The organism is Rhizobium rosettiformans (assembly GCF_016806065.1).
In the GTDB taxonomy this organism is placed as follows: Bacteria; Pseudomonadota; Alphaproteobacteria; order Rhizobiales; family Rhizobiaceae; genus Allorhizobium.
This window is the reverse complement of the sequence record NZ_CP032409.1, coordinates 1-12,875: the sequence shown is the minus strand read 5'-3', so window position 1 is coordinate 12,875 and position 12,875 is coordinate 1. Positions and strand designations below refer to the sequence as shown.

The 12,875-nt window shown below is 66.2% G+C and carries 13 protein-coding genes and 3 pseudogenes; 6 read left to right on the top strand and 10 right to left on the bottom strand.

Annotated features, from left to right (window positions below):
• Positions 1-38 precede the first annotated feature (38 nt).
• Positions 39-1,400, bottom strand: coding sequence for an ISKra4 family transposase (locus D4A92_RS24905; protein ID WP_203021278.1), 1,362 nt, complete (start codon positions 1,398-1,400; stop codon positions 39-41).
• Positions 1,401-1,536: 136 nt separating this feature from the next.
• Between D4A92_RS24905 and D4A92_RS24900 the strand changes: the two genes are divergently transcribed.
• The gene (locus D4A92_RS24900; RefSeq protein ID WP_203021275.1) at positions 1,537-1,692 is read left to right on the top strand and encodes an SDR family oxidoreductase; all 156 of its coding nucleotides are present in this window, start codon (positions 1,537-1,539) and stop codon (positions 1,690-1,692) included.
• Positions 1,693-1,709: 17 nt separating this feature from the next.
• Here D4A92_RS24900 and D4A92_RS24895 read toward each other — a convergent pair whose 3' ends face one another.
• The 9 genes from D4A92_RS24895 to D4A92_RS24855 form a co-directional block, all read right to left on the bottom strand.
• Positions 1,710-3,398: a complex I subunit 5 family protein gene (locus tag D4A92_RS24895; protein ID WP_203021273.1), complete on the bottom strand. Its 1,689-nt coding sequence runs from the start codon at positions 3,396-3,398 to the stop codon at positions 1,710-1,712.
• Positions 3,395-4,873, bottom strand: coding sequence for a proton-conducting transporter membrane subunit (locus D4A92_RS24890; protein ID WP_348649904.1), 1,479 nt, complete (start codon positions 4,871-4,873; stop codon positions 3,395-3,397). The genes D4A92_RS24895 and D4A92_RS24890 overlap by 4 nt, the downstream gene beginning before the upstream one ends.
• Positions 4,870-6,342 (bottom strand): complex I subunit 5 family protein, encoded by a 1,473-nt coding sequence (locus D4A92_RS24885; protein ID WP_140984669.1) that lies wholly within the window; start codon positions 6,340-6,342, stop codon positions 4,870-4,872. Before D4A92_RS24885 ends, D4A92_RS24890 begins: the two co-directional genes overlap by 4 nt.
• Positions 6,339-6,677 carry an NADH-quinone oxidoreductase subunit K gene (locus D4A92_RS24880; RefSeq protein WP_140984670.1) on the bottom strand — a complete coding sequence of 113 codons (339 nt, stop codon included), beginning with the start codon at positions 6,675-6,677 and terminating at the stop codon, positions 6,339-6,341. The genes D4A92_RS24885 and D4A92_RS24880 overlap by 4 nt, the downstream gene beginning before the upstream one ends.
• A gap of 1 nt (position 6,678) precedes the next feature.
• Complete coding sequence (locus tag D4A92_RS24875; RefSeq protein ID WP_140984671.1) at positions 6,679-7,641, bottom strand: hydrogenase subunit MbhD domain-containing protein; 963 nt, start codon at positions 7,639-7,641, stop codon at positions 6,679-6,681.
• A complete protein-coding gene (locus tag D4A92_RS24870; protein WP_203021271.1) occupies positions 7,638-7,964 on the bottom strand; it encodes a cation:proton antiporter in 327 nt (108 codons plus the stop codon). The genes D4A92_RS24875 and D4A92_RS24870 overlap by 4 nt, the downstream gene beginning before the upstream one ends.
• Entirely contained in the window at positions 7,961-8,227 is a 267-nt protein-coding gene (locus D4A92_RS24865; RefSeq protein ID WP_140984673.1) for a monovalent cation/H+ antiporter complex subunit F, read from the bottom strand. The genes D4A92_RS24870 and D4A92_RS24865 overlap by 4 nt, the downstream gene beginning before the upstream one ends.
• A gap of 157 nt (positions 8,228-8,384) precedes the next feature.
• On the bottom strand, positions 8,385-8,627 hold the full coding sequence (locus D4A92_RS24860; protein ID WP_203021269.1) for a Na+/H+ antiporter subunit E: 243 nt from the start codon (positions 8,625-8,627) through the stop codon (positions 8,385-8,387).
• A gap of 343 nt (positions 8,628-8,970) precedes the next feature.
• Positions 8,971-9,351: a zf-TFIIB domain-containing protein gene (locus D4A92_RS24855; protein WP_203021267.1), complete on the bottom strand. Its 381-nt coding sequence runs from the start codon at positions 9,349-9,351 to the stop codon at positions 8,971-8,973.
• Between D4A92_RS24855 and D4A92_RS24850 the strand changes: the two genes are divergently transcribed.
• The 5 genes and pseudogenes from D4A92_RS24850 to D4A92_RS24830 form a co-directional block, all read left to right on the top strand.
• Positions 9,350-9,937 carry an HdeD family acid-resistance protein gene (locus D4A92_RS24850; protein ID WP_100560239.1) on the top strand — a complete coding sequence of 196 codons (588 nt, stop codon included), beginning with the start codon at positions 9,350-9,352 and terminating at the stop codon, positions 9,935-9,937. The two genes, D4A92_RS24855 and D4A92_RS24850, sit on opposite strands and share 2 nt — an antisense overlap.
• Positions 9,938-10,000: 63 nt before the next feature.
• Positions 10,001-11,040: pseudogene (locus D4A92_RS24845) on the top strand (patatin-like phospholipase family protein).
• A 4-nt stretch (positions 11,041-11,044) separates the two neighbouring features.
• Positions 11,045-12,477 (top strand): annotated as a pseudogene (locus D4A92_RS24840) (GntP family permease).
• A 29-nt stretch (positions 12,478-12,506) separates the two neighbouring features.
• The gene (locus tag D4A92_RS24835) at positions 12,507-12,677 is read left to right on the top strand and encodes a hypothetical protein (RefSeq protein WP_183754664.1); all 171 of its coding nucleotides are present in this window, start codon (positions 12,507-12,509) and stop codon (positions 12,675-12,677) included.
• Positions 12,656-12,844: pseudogene (locus D4A92_RS24830) on the top strand (ATP-binding protein); the annotation flags it as partial. The gene D4A92_RS24835 and the pseudogene D4A92_RS24830, both read left to right, overlap by 22 nt.
• Between the last annotated feature and the right edge of the window lie 31 nt (positions 12,845-12,875).

The following is a 12,875-nucleotide window of genomic DNA, read 5'->3' as shown; positions in this document are numbered from 1 at the left end:
AGGATGATCGCCCAGAGGGAGTGGACAAAACATGGGGGTCATGCGGCGCGTTTTCTGTTTGCGACGGTCAGCCGACCATCGAGAACTGCGGCCCTTGTGACGGCTACTCGGTGAGCCCCTTTGGGCGACCACCGCATCCTTCTGCGCTTTCCCATGCGGGCATTGGCAATGTCATCGACTGATCCTTCGGCACGAGATGACGAGATGGGCAGCCCGTTACGGTACCGTCGGCCATAGTCGACAAGGGATTCCATGTTGTTCGCGAGATAGGTGTACAGTGTCCCGCATCGGGCCTGCACACGAGCGGCAGCGGTGCGGACAGCCAAAGGTTCTTCCGCAAGGCGGGTGCAATCGTGCATGAGCCCTTTCAGATAAGTTTCCGCGACCCGTGCTCTGCCATGCCACAGCCACCAGCGAAGGCTTTTCGCGGGGCGCTGGAACAGCACCGGAATTCCAGTGAATCCCGGTATCTGGACCAGACCCTGAACGGCGGCCTCGACATGTCGAATACGCATCGAGATGTGCCACCAGTCGAGGATATGCTTCACTTGGCCGTCGCCACCCATGGCATTCCGTATGAGGTTCGGGAGAGCAAGCTCGCCATCAGAGATTACCGTCAACAGACGGCCCGGCTTCCATCCAAAGTCTGACAGCTCTTCTCGCATCCGGCTGCCTGGCGATGCCGTCGCATTGGCGACCAAGCCAAATCGTCGGCACATATTGCGACTTTCAATCTTACCGACCACAAGATCCAGGTGTCGCTGCTGATACTCCGGTCGACAGCGGATATGCGCACCGTCCAGAAAAACCGTCAAACCCCCTTTGGGAAGTGCTTCAGCGGGATCGCCTGATGCCCTTCGACTTTTCTCGAGCCCCGCGGCTACTCTTCCCAACCGGTCACGCACCGTGGTGTGATGGGGCGGATGGCAGGGGAGGAAGCTTTTCATCAGCTGCGCGGCTTCGCGAAAGGAATGCCGGGACCCGAGTTCCGCATGGAGCCGCTGCAGCTCCGGGGTAGCCCGGTCAGGAAAGAAATAGGCCAGCGGAGAAATAGGTCCGCCGGGCATCGCCGCTGACCTGGCATCACACGAACAGCGGCGCAAGCGCGCGGCTTTGACCCGAACCCGCCCAAAGAGCGTGTCGAGATCGCGCGTGCGATAGTCATGAATGGCACGAACCGAGGCGCAATCCGGGCATACGCGGCTTTCTCGGATGATTTCCTCAACCTGATCGCAAAGAATTGCCCGCTGAATCTGTTCGACAACCCTCTTCCCATCCTCGAGGCGCAACCCGATCCCGTCTGGACAGGTCACCCGGTAGGGTCGTGAAATGCCGTCAAGCTGATGAGTGCGCTTCTCCCCGTTGTCGAAGGTAGTTTCGATTGTAATCCGTACGTCCATGGCAGCCCCACACGCAAAGAACTCACCTTAGCACGGGCCGCAACGACGAAGATGACCCCCATGTTTTGTCCACTCCCGCCGTTGATTTCGTTGGATTTCCCATCTCACAATTAAGGGCTACGCGACAGGCGGCAAGATGACCAGCCGGCAGATGATGGACGGGCTGCACCCGATGGGCCGCATCGGCACCCCCGACGAGGTGGCCGGCCTGATCGTCTGGCTGTGCTCGGCCGAGGCCGGGTTCATGACCGGCGCGGTGGTGCCGGTCGACGGCGGTTTTGTCGCGCAATAGGCCGGGGTCGGGCCAGTCTAGATCAGGCTGGCGGCGACGACCGCCCCCGTAATGGCTAGAACCAGGATCGCGGCGGCGGCGCCTTCGCGGAAGATGTCCTCGATCCGGTCCAGATCCTCGCCGATGACGATCTGCGGCTTCGGGCGCGAGCGGCGCAGTGACCGTGACCCGGCGCGCAGGGCAGCCCTTGCGGCGGCGGTCAGGGCCGCTGCCCGGCGCTGCACCGGGCCAAGCGCGTCGCCCTCGGGCAGGGTGGGCGGCTTCAACCCGACCGCGACCGCGCCCGCGATCAAGAGCACCGCGAGGCCCAGCGGCCAAGCCTCGGCCAGCTTCGACGCGAGGTCCGCCGCCAGCGGGGACTTGCCGGTCACATCGGCGTAAAGCAGCCAGGGCAGCCACAGCGCCGCCCCGGCCAGCGCCAGGAACGGCAGCGCCATCAGAAGCGGCGGGCGGCGGCGTGGTTTCGCCGTCGGCAGCACCGCCAGATAGCGCGCCATCGCCAGCGCCGTGGTCAGTGCGGACAGACCGATCAGCGTCGCGCCAAGCGCTCCGGCCGGGTCCTTCATCGCCGATTTCACCAGCGCCCCGGCCAGCAGCGGCATCCCGACCAGCGACAGGCCCAGCACCGCGAGCACTGCCATCAGCCCCCAGCGCCAGCCTCGCCCGCAGAGCGGCGCGAGGCCGACGCCCAGGAACAGCGCCCCCTTGGCCAGCCCGTGATGCAATGCGAACAGCGCCACCGCCGGCAGCACCGTGGCGGGCGCGCTGCCCGCAGCCAGCGCAACGCCCAGCACCCCCATCACCAAACCCATCTGGCTGACGGTGGAATAGGCCAGCACGGACTTGGCCCCGGCCTGCCCGACCGCCAGCAGCGCCGCGAGGAACAGGCCGGAAAAGCCCAGGATTGTCAGCAGGTTGCCCGCAACCGCCGCCGGGGTTCCCAGCGGCAGCAAGGCCACCATCCCGAAGATCCCGGCCTTGACGATGGCACCCGACAGCACCGCCGAGGCCGGCACCGGTGCGGCCGGATGCGCCACCGGCAGCCAGACATGCAAGGGCATCAGACCGGCCTTGATCCCGAAGCCCGCGATCAGAAGCCCGAGTGCCGCAGGATGCGTCGAAGGCAGGGCCAGGGCAGCGCGCACCGCCTCGATCCCGATGGCTCCGCCCGCCCCGTGCGAGGCCAGCATCAGCCCGACCAGGATCGCCACCTCTCCCAGCACGGCCAGCACCAGATAGACGGTGCCCGCCCGCATCGACGCGGGCTTGCGGTCATGGATCACCAGCGGATAGGCCAGAAGCGAGACCTGCGCGAAGAAGACATAGAAGCTGACGATGTCGGCGGCGATGACGACGCCAAGATTGCCGGCCAGCACCAGGTTCCAGAACAGCGCGAAGGCGGCGGGCCGGCTGTCGCGGCGCAAGTAGTCGGCGGCATAGACCCCGGCCCAGAACCACAGCACCGCCGCTCCGCCAAGGAAGATCGCGCCGGTGGCAGTCAGTTCCAGCCCGCCGTCCAGAAGCACCCCCGGCAGCGCGACGGGTGTGTCGCGCGGCGCGAAAAGGGCGGCGGCCAGTGCCGGCAGGGGGCCAAGCGGCAGAAACATCACCATGCGCGGGCCCCAGCCCGGCAGAAGCGCCAGCCCGGCCAGCAGCATCGGCCACAGGACCGTCAGCGGTAGAAGCAGTGTCAGGTCGGCAGTCATCGCAGATAGCCCCCCTCGGCGATCAGGGTGGCCCAGCCCAGCGGGCTGAACGGCAGCGATGCGAAGATGCCCGCCCCAAGCGCCACCAGGGCCGTCACCGCCGCGGGTAGGATCAGCATCCGGTCGCGGGTGGTGGCCAGTTCGCGGATGGCGGGCCGGTCGGGTGGCGGGGGCAACAGCCAGGCGCGGTAGAGGAGCGGCAGGAAATAGGCGGCGTTCAAGAGCGATGACCCCGCCAGCACCGCCACCACCCAGGCCGCGTCCGATTGCAGCGCGCCGATCCCGAGATACCATTTCGAGATGAAGCCCGCCACCGGCGGCAGCCCGATCATCCCCAGCGCCCCGACCGAGAACGCCGCCATCGTCACCGGCATCAGCCGGCCCGCCCCGTCCAGATCGGCAATCGCCTTGATCCCCATGCGGTTCGCGAGCGCGCCGGCGCACATGAAAAGGGTGATCTTCATGATCCCCTGATGCACCAGATGCACCAGCCCGCCGATCACGGCATATGGCCCGATGAGACTGGCACCAAGGATGATGTAGCTGACCTGGCTGACCGTGGAATAGGCCAGCCGCTTCTTCAGATCGCTCTGCATCAGTGCGCGGACCGAGCCGTAAAGGATGGTGACCGAGGCCAGCGCCGCCAGCGGCACGCCAAGGCCCAGTTCGGCCACGGTGCCGATGCCGTAGACATCATAGATCATCCGCACGATGCCGAAGGCTCCGGCCTTGACCACTGCGACGGCGTGCAGAAGCGCGCTGACCGGCGCGGGGGCGGCCATCGCCTCGGGCAGCCAGCCATGCAGGGGGAAGATCGCGGCCTTCACCCCCAGCCCGCCGATGCACAGGATGAAGATCAGCGTCAGGGTCAGCGCGGGGATGCCGGTCAGGTCCGGCGGCGCGGCGAACTCGATCGCGCCGACCAGCGACTGCAGCCACAGGATCCCGGCCAGGAAGGCGACGCTGCCCGCCAGCGTGTAGGAAAGGTAGATCCGCCCCGCGCGCAGCGACTTGTCGTCGCCCTTGTGCGCGACCAGCGGCCAGGTCGCCAGCGTCAGCAGTTCGTAGAACAGGAAGAAGGTGATCGCGGTGCCCGACATCGCCACGCCGGTCGCCGCCAGCACGCAGAGGTTGAAGAAGCCGAAGAACCGCGGCAGGTTCGGGCCGCGGTCGAAATAGGCGATGGCGTAGATCGTGGTCAACAGCCACAGGAATACCGAAAGGGTCACGAACAGAAGGGCAAGCCTGTCCAGCCGCAGCACGAAATCATGACCCGGCAGGAACTCGTAGCGCCATTCGAACACCAGACCGGCCTCAGTCGCGTTCAGCAGGTAGGCCACTACCAGCAGCTTGGTAAAGGCCACGCCGAGGTTGGCCGCGTTGCGCCAGGCGGACAACCGCTCGGGCAAGGCAAAGCTGACCCCGGCGGCGACCAGCGGCAGGAATACCAGAAGCAGCGGCGCGAAGGTCATCATGGCGCGGCCTCCGGTTGGATCACCGTGGGCGTGGCCCAGGGTGCCTCGATGGCCGAGACGTCGACCAGCGCGGTGCCGGCAAAGCCCATGACGATGGCCAGTCCCGCCAGCGCCAGCGGTGCCACGGCTTGCACTCCGCCGGTCACCGGGCCGCGCGACGCGGTGTCAGGTCCCGCGCCAGCCAAAGGGGCAAAACAGGCCGACAGCGCCCGAAAGAGATAGACCGCTGCCAGCAGGCCACCAATCACCAGCACTCCGGCATAGAGGAACGCGCCCTGCTCGATTGCAGCGCTTAGCAGCAGGAACTTGGCGGTGAACCCGCCCGAAGGCGGCAGCCCCATCAAGGACACCACCGCCAGGCCGAAGGCGGTCACGGTCAGGGGCATGGCCTGCGCCAGCCCGCCCAGATCGGCGATCCGGTCACCGGCGACAGCCTTCAGCATCAGCCCGGCCGCAAGGAACATCGCCGCCTTGGCCAGCATATGCGCCACGCCGTGCAGCGTCATCCCGGCCCAGGCGCCGGAAGGCTCGACCGTCCCGGCGACCAGCGGAAAGGCCAGGAACAGATAACCGACCTGCGCCACCGTCGAATAGGCCACCAGCGGCTTCAGCCGGTCCTGCCGCATCGCCTGGATCGATCCGTAGATCACCGCCGCCGCGCCCAGGCCACCCAGCACATGCAGGGCGGCCGGGCCGGTAACGGCTGCAAAAGCCTCGAACCACAGCCGCACCAGGATGACGAAACCCAGCTTGACCGCGATCGCCGACAGAAGCGCGCTGGCCGGGGCCGGGGCGGCGGCATGGGCGGGCGGCAGCCAGCCGTGCATCGGAAAGAGTGCGGCCTTGATCAGCAGCCCCGCCGTCATCAGCCCCAGCGCCAGCAGCGTCGCGAGATCGGCCTCAGCCACCTGCGCCAGAAGGATCACGTCCACAGTGTCGTAGCGCGCTACCGTCAGCGCCACGCCCAGCAGATAGGCCAGCGAGCCGAGCAGCGCGATCATGAAATAACGCAACGCCGCCGCCAGCGAGCCCATCGCCGCCAGCGCCACCGCGGCCAGACTGACCATCTCCAGCGTGACGTAGAGGTTGAAGAGATCGGTGGTCAGGAACCCCGCATTGGCCCCGGCCCACATCAGATAGACCAGCGGCCAGAAGGTCTCGGCCTGGGCGGCGTGGCCGGGCTTTTCCGGCGGCTCGGCCAGCGCGTGCAGCCCGACGGCGCCGATCACCAGCGCGGTGGCGAGGATCATCAGCCGCGCCACCCCGTCGGCGCGCAAGAGGATGCCCAGCGGCAGGTCCCACTGACCGACGAGATAGGCCGCATCGGGCGGCAAAAGCGCCAGCCACAGCGCCAGTCCCGCCATCAGGGGTGCGGCCAGCAGGATCAGCCAGCGCCCGGATGGCCCCAGCATCAGCGCCGCCGCCATGAAGCCGAGCGGTGCGGCCATGAGAAGGTCAAGCGGGCTCATGGCGCGGGATTTTCGTTGTCGTCGGCGGCAGGTTTCGCGGCCGCCCGCGTCTGGGCCTGCCGTACGATCATCGCCGCGCCGAAAGCGGTCAGCGCGACGGCTACGACGATGCCGGTGATCACCAGCGCCTGCGGAAAAGGATCGGTAGCGTCAGGCCCCCGACCCAGCCCGCCCAGGATCAGGAAGATGCCCGCCCCGACCACATTGACTGCCAGCAACTGGCGCAAAGGGTGACGCAGGGTGATGAAGGCGTAAAGCCCGAGACCCACCAGGGCTGCGCCGGTCACGGCATAAAGATGTCCGGTGGACAGAAGGACGGGCAGCGGCAGGTCCATCTCAGCCCTTCCCTTCCGGGTCTGGGTCCGACGCGCCTGGCATTGGCGGCCCGGCCACCAACAAGGCCAGCGTGACCCCGATCGACAGGAAAAGAGTGTATTCGATGGTCACGATCAGCGCCTTGGCCAGCCCCGCAGGATAGACCAGCAATCCGCCCGCCGCGACCCCGGCCAGCCCGATCGCCAGAAAGACCACGGGACCCAACACCAGCGCCGCGCGCAGAAGCGGCTGGTCGCTGGACGGCAAGCCGATGGTGCCGCCCATCCCCGCCACCAGAAGGCCGCCCGCCAGGACCGTCCCGGCCTGGAAGGCGCCGCCCGGCAGGTCCGATCCGGCCCAGACCAGATAGGCCGCCATCACCAGCGCCACCGGCAAGAGAAGCTGGCCGAAGGTGCCCGCAACCCGGCGCATCGGCGCATCGGCCATGCCGGGATCGGCGGGGCGGCCGGGCCAGGCCCCCGCCGGGGCCAGCGACCAGACCGCGACCAGCGCGCCCAGAAGGACGAAGCTTTCCAAGAGCGTGTCATAGGCGCGGAAGGCCAGCAGGACGCCCGTCACCCGGTTCTCGATGCCAAGCCCCGGCATCAGCGGTGCCACCACCCGGTCCAGCCCGCTTTCGGGCGGGATCGAAAGCACCGCCGCCGCCAGCAGGACCACGAACCCCGCGCAGGCGGCAAGGGCCCCCAGCCGCAGCAACAGGGGCGAGCCGGTGGATGTCGCGGCATCCCCCAAGGCCAGCAGCCGCGCCCGCGCCAGGATCAGAAGGACCCCGGTGACGCCCGCGCCGATGGCGATCTCGGCCAGCGCCACGTTTACGGCATCTAGCCCCAGCCAGGCTAGGCCCATCAGGTTGCCGAAGGCGATGAAGAAGGCGATCGCGGCCAGTGCGTCGCGCACGAACAGCGCGATGGCCGCAGTGCCGAGGATCATCAGGCACAGGATGAGGTCGAAGGCGAAGGTCATCGCAGGCCGCCGTCCGGCGCGCTGTCGGCATCGTCCAGGCGGGCCTCGTCCAGGCGGGCGCGCCGGGCCAGCAGCTGCGAGGTAGTGCCCGCCGCGATCACCGCGAACAGCCAGACCAGCGCGATCTTGGCCGCCACCGCCAGCGACCCGCCGTAAATCGCCGCAGCCAGCGCCACCAGCCCAAGGCCAAGGTTGTCTGCCTTGGTCAGCGCGTGCAGCCGCGAGGCGGTGTCGGGAAAGCGCAAGAGCCCCAGCGAGCCCGCGGCGTAGAAGGCCAGCCCTGCGCCGAGGAGCGCCAGCACCGCCAGATCGATCCAGCTCATTCCTTTGCCCCGGGTTTCGCGGTGCCACGCACGAAGGCGGTCACCGCAATGGCCGCCAGCAGCGTGCCGATCAGCGCCGCGTCGAGGAAGGCCGCATCTCCACGCGCCGCGCCAAGGACGACGGCGACGCCGATCACCCCGGTGCCGGCAAGCTGGGCGGCCATGATCCGCTCGACCGGGCCGGGCCCGCGCCAGCAGCGCACCAGCGCCGCCGCGACGGTCAAGAGCAGGAAGATCGCGACAAGGGTGAACCAGTCAGCCATGCGTCGCACCATATTCAGTGATGCGGCTGTCGAACAGACCGTGGATACGGGTTTCGTCGGCTTGAACCTCGCCCGGCGTGAAATTCGGCAGATACAGGACGTGTATGTCCATTTCGCCGTCGCCCGTCCGGCGGGCAACGTGCCTGCAGGATGCTGATCACCCCCCCAACAGAACATTGGCCGCGTCATGCCGGCTCGACAAGGGGATGTCGACCCAACCTGGCGAAATCGGCAGGCGTGGATCGAAAGCACGTCGCGCGACGTCCAGCCCACCCAACCCGCTGTGCACCAGAAACCGGGGCAGTATCGCCGCCGCGCGCCAAACGACAACACCGGGCCGGTCAACCGGATAGATCAGCAGGCTGAGCACCGTTGCCACGGCGACTGCGGGCCGCGCCATATGCCAGGGAATCGACCCCGCCGCCTGTCAGTACGACCCAGAGGGCTCCAAAGATGGCTAACCGATTCAGAACTGAGACAAGCTGCATCGAATCCTCAGGGTGCAATTGGCCCCATTCAACAGTTAACCACTATTCCGCAGACCACCACAACCGAAAACGGGCAGCAAACGTCCAAGGTGGACAATTGCTTTGCCATCTGGGTATAAACGTCAGGCGCTTCCGGCTGAACCGCGTCGTTCAGAGTGAAGCTTTTCAGACCAGCCCGGGCGTGACTGCCAGAATGTGCGCCGAGGACCGAAGTCGCAGTCCCCGGGGAACAGGTTTCACGCCGCGCTGCCGCGATCAAAAATCAAACAGCTCGCCAAGCATCGACTTGCGCTTGCGCCGACGCGGATCATGTTCGTCATCATAGTCGCCGCGATCATCATAGCGTTCATTGTCGCGGTGGGCGCGACTGTCACGTTCACTTTGCGCCGGACGAGCGTCGCCGCGTGGTCCGGCGGGAACTGGAACAGACTGAGACATCTCGATAATCTTGTCGAGTTCGCCCCGGTCGAGCCAGACACCCCTGCACGTCGGGCAATGGCGATGAAAAATTGATTGTCTGGCATGGGCTTCACGGTCCTGTGCCAATTTTGATCCATATCCGGCCCTGCGGGTCGGGGAAGGCAACACCCGCTGCCCGGCGGGAAGCACCCTGTTGAACAAGGAAGTCAATGCCATGCCGATCAGTCTTGCCGCCGCTGCACAGACCTACCGCGAAGCCGCGCGCGATGCGGTGCGCCGCCATTCGACCTTCCACCTGGTACAGGCGGCGCTGCTGGTCGTCGCGGGGATCGTCGCCATCGTCTTCCCGGCCTTTTCTTCGGCTGCTGCCGTCGTGGTGTTCGGCTGGCTGCTGATCGCCAGCGGCATCATTCAGGCCATCGGCCTGATCAGCGCACGCCATACGCCGAACTTCTGGCTGCAGATCATCTCGGCCATACTTGGTGTGTTGCTGGGCATTCTGCTCTTGCGCAACATCGCGCAGGGGATGCTGCTGCTGTCGCTTCTGCTGATCATCTTCTTCATGATCGAGGGGATGTCGAAGGTTGTCTTCGCATTGACGATCCGTCCCTTGCCCAACTGGCTTTGGGTTTTTGCCAGCGGGGTGCTCTCGGTCGTGCTGTCGCTTGTGCTTTTTGCCGCGATGCCGGTCACTGCGCTGTGGCTGATCGGGCTGATGCTGGGGCTCGACCTCATCGCCATTGGCGCGGCCCTTGGTGCGATGGCGTGGAGGCTTCGCGGGCAAGCGGTGCCCGCCGCCTGATCCCCTAGGGCGCCCGGCTTCGGGCGCCATTTTCTTGCAATGAATTGACTGAAAGGCGCCGAAATGGCCAGCAACCCGAAATCGCAGACGCGAAAAACCCTTCCCATCGACCTCGCCTTGCAGGGGGGCGGTTCGCATGGGGCGTTTACATGGGGCGTTCTGGACCGCATCCTCGAGGAAGACTGGTTCGAGATCGATGGCATTTCCGGCACCTCGGCCGGCGCCATGAACGCGGCAATCCTGGCGGCCGGCATGGCCACCGGCGGGCGGCAGACCGCGCGTGAGATGCTGACCGCCTTCTGGCGCCGGACGGCCGATGCCGCGCGCTTCAGCCCGTTCAAGCGCGGGCCGCTGGAGGTCCTGACGGGCAAATGGACGCTGGACAACTCGCCCGCCTTCATCGCCATGGATCTGATGGCGCGGCTGATCTCGCCCTATTCGCTGGGTGGGCGGCAGGGAACCCGCTGCGCGACATCCTGACAGACCTGATCGATTTCGACGCGCTGGCGACCGGGCCGGTCAAGCTGTTCATCACGGCAACCAATGTGCACACCGGGCAAGGCAGGGTGTTCCGCAAGCATGAGGTGACGGCCGATGTGCTGCTCGCCTCGGCCTGCCTGCCATCGATGTTCCAGGCCATCGAGATCGACGGCGTGCCCTATTGGGACGGCGGCTATGCGGGCAACCCGACGATGACGCCGCTCGTGCGTGAATGTGAAAGCCTCGATACCGTTCTGGTGCAGATCAACCCGGTCGAGCGGCGCGAGACGCCGCGCACCGCGCGCGAGATCGCAAGCCGCCTGAACGAGATCTCTTTCAACGCCCAGCTACTGAAAGAGTTGCGGATGATGGCGCTGCTGCGCCGTGTCATCGACCCCGGCAATGGCGAGGCGCGGTACTGGAAAGAGATGCGCCTGCATCGCATCACCTCGGACATCATGGTGGACCTTGGACATTCCTCGAAGCTGAATGCCGAATGGGACTTCCTGAAGATGCTCTTCGACGAAGGGCGCCGCGCCGCCGAGGATTTCGGCCGCACCCATATTCAGGACATCGGGGTGCGTTCGACCTTCGATATCGACGCGCTGGCGGACGAGCTTTGACATGCTGGGTCTGCTGGGTATTCTGTTGGGCCTTGCCCTGATCATGGTGCTTGCGTTCCGCAGTTGGACAATCCTGCTGCTGGCGCCTTTGGCTGCTGCGGTGGCGGCGCTTTTTTCCGGTCAGCCGATGCTGGCGCACTGGACGCAGACCTTCATGCCTGCGGCGGCGGGGTTTGTGGCGCAGTTCTTTCCGCTTTTCCTGCTGGGCGCATTGTTCGGCAAGCTGATGGACGACAGCGGATCGGTTTCAGCGATCGCCGATTACATGACGCGCCGGCTCGGCCCCTCGCGGGCGATCCTTGCCGTGGTGGCTGCGGGCGCGATGGTCACCTATGGCGGTGTCAGCCTGTTTGTGGCGTTCTTCGTTCTGGCGCCAATGGGGCAGGCGCTGTTCAAGGCGGGAAGCGTGCCGCGCAGGCTGCTTCCGGCGGCACTCGCGCTTGGAACCTCGACCTTCACCATGTCAGCCATGCCGGGAACGCCTGCGATCCAGAACGCGATTCCGATGCCGTTCTTTGGTACCACCCCTTTGCCGCACCTGGGCTTGGCATCATAGCCAGCATCATCATGGCGGCCATCGGCCTGGGCTGGCTTTCCTTCCGCGAACGTCAGGCCAAGGCGCGGGGCGAGGGTTATGGCGCGGCCGAAAAAGGCTCCGCCGTCTCGCGCGAGCTGGCCAGCACCGCACGCGAGTTTGACCCTGCCGAGATCAGCCGCGCCGGATCCTGGGGCGGGCGGCCACCGATCGGCCTGGCCATTCTGCCGCTGGTTCTGGTTGTCGTGGTCAACCTGATCCTGACGCAGTTCGTGCTGCCCAGCATGGATTTCGATTTCCTCTCGCAGCCCGCATGGGGCGAAACCACCCTGTCGGCTGTCGGCGGGGTCTGGTCGGTGGCGCTTGCGCTTCTGGTCGCCTGCATCGTGCTGGTTGCCATGAACCGGCGCCGCTTTCGCAATCTGCGCGAAAGCATCGACTCGGGCGCGACGGCCGCAGTACTTCCGATCATGAGCGTGGCAAGCCTTGTGGGGTTCGGCGCGGTCGTGGCGGCCCTGCCTGCGTTCGAGATGGTGCGGGACTGGGTTCTGGGCATCGGAGGCGGGCCGCTCGTGTCACTGGCGGTAGCGACGAACATCCTTGCCGCGTTGACCGGATCGGCTTCGGGCGGGATGACCATTGCGCTGCAGGCCCTTGGCCCCACCTTCATGCAGATCGCGTCAGACACAGGGCTGGACCCTGCGCTGATGCACCGGGTGGCCGTGATCGCCTCGGGTACGCTGGACAGCTTGCCGCATAATGGCGCGGTGGTCACGATGCTTGCGGTCTGTGGCTGCACGCATCGCGAAAGCTATCTGGACATCGTCATGGCCGCCATTGTCAGCGCGCTTGTTGCCCTTGTGGCCGTGATCGTGCTTGGCACAGCCTTCGGTTCCTTCTAACCCGATAGGGACAGAGCTTCGGGATCGTCATGACACAGCCCACGCCGACCGCCGCACCACCGGCCCTTTTGAACATCACGCTGGGCGTCATGCTGGCGCTGATGCTGGGGTGGTTCTTCCACATCGCCTCGGGCGTTCTGGTGCCAATGGTGCTGGGGCTGATGATCTCTTATGTGGTCATGAGCGCGGGTCCACGCTGATCACCAGCAATCTGCCCTTCGACGAATGGACCGAAACCTTCGGCACCGAACGCCTGACCGGCGCTCTCCTCGACAGACTGACACACCACGTAAACATTCTCGAGATGAACGGCGACAGCTATCGCCTCAGCCAAAGCCGCGCTCGAAAGGCCCGATCCGCCACCTGATCACACCTAACAGAATTGGCCCTCCGGGCCA

Coding starts and splice junctions, on each gene's coding strand:
- D4A92_RS24905 (WP_203021278.1), bottom strand. CDS start 1,400: ATGGACGTACGGATTACAATCGAAACTACCTTCGACAACGGGGAGAAG.
- D4A92_RS24900 (WP_203021275.1), top strand. CDS start 1,537: ATGACCAGCCGGCAGATGATGGACGGGCTGCACCCGATGGGCCGCATC.
- D4A92_RS24895 (WP_203021273.1), bottom strand. CDS start 3,398: ATGACTGCCGACCTGACACTGCTTCTACCGCTGACGGTCCTGTGGCCG.
- D4A92_RS24890 (WP_348649904.1), bottom strand. CDS start 4,873: ATGATGACCTTCGCGCCGCTGCTTCTGGTATTCCTGCCGCTGGTCGCC.
- D4A92_RS24885 (WP_140984669.1), bottom strand. CDS start 6,342: ATGAGCCCGCTTGACCTTCTCATGGCCGCACCGCTCGGCTTCATGGCG.
- D4A92_RS24880 (WP_140984670.1), bottom strand. CDS start 6,677: ATGGACCTGCCGCTGCCCGTCCTTCTGTCCACCGGACATCTTTATGCC.
- D4A92_RS24875 (WP_140984671.1), bottom strand. CDS start 7,641: ATGACCTTCGCCTTCGACCTCATCCTGTGCCTGATGATCCTCGGCACT.
- D4A92_RS24870 (WP_203021271.1), bottom strand. CDS start 7,964: ATGAGCTGGATCGATCTGGCGGTGCTGGCGCTCCTCGGCGCAGGGCTG.
- D4A92_RS24865 (WP_140984673.1), bottom strand. CDS start 8,227: ATGGCTGACTGGTTCACCCTTGTCGCGATCTTCCTGCTCTTGACCGTC.
- D4A92_RS24860 (WP_203021269.1), bottom strand. CDS start 8,627: ATGGCGCGGCCCGCAGTCGCCGTGGCAACGGTGCTCAGCCTGCTGATC.
- D4A92_RS24850 (WP_100560239.1), top strand. CDS start 9,350: ATGCCGATCAGTCTTGCCGCCGCTGCACAGACCTACCGCGAAGCCGCG.
- D4A92_RS24855 (WP_203021267.1), bottom strand. CDS start 9,351: ATGGCATTGACTTCCTTGTTCAACAGGGTGCTTCCCGCCGGGCAGCGG.
- D4A92_RS24835 (WP_183754664.1), top strand. CDS start 12,507: ATGACACAGCCCACGCCGACCGCCGCACCACCGGCCCTTTTGAACATC.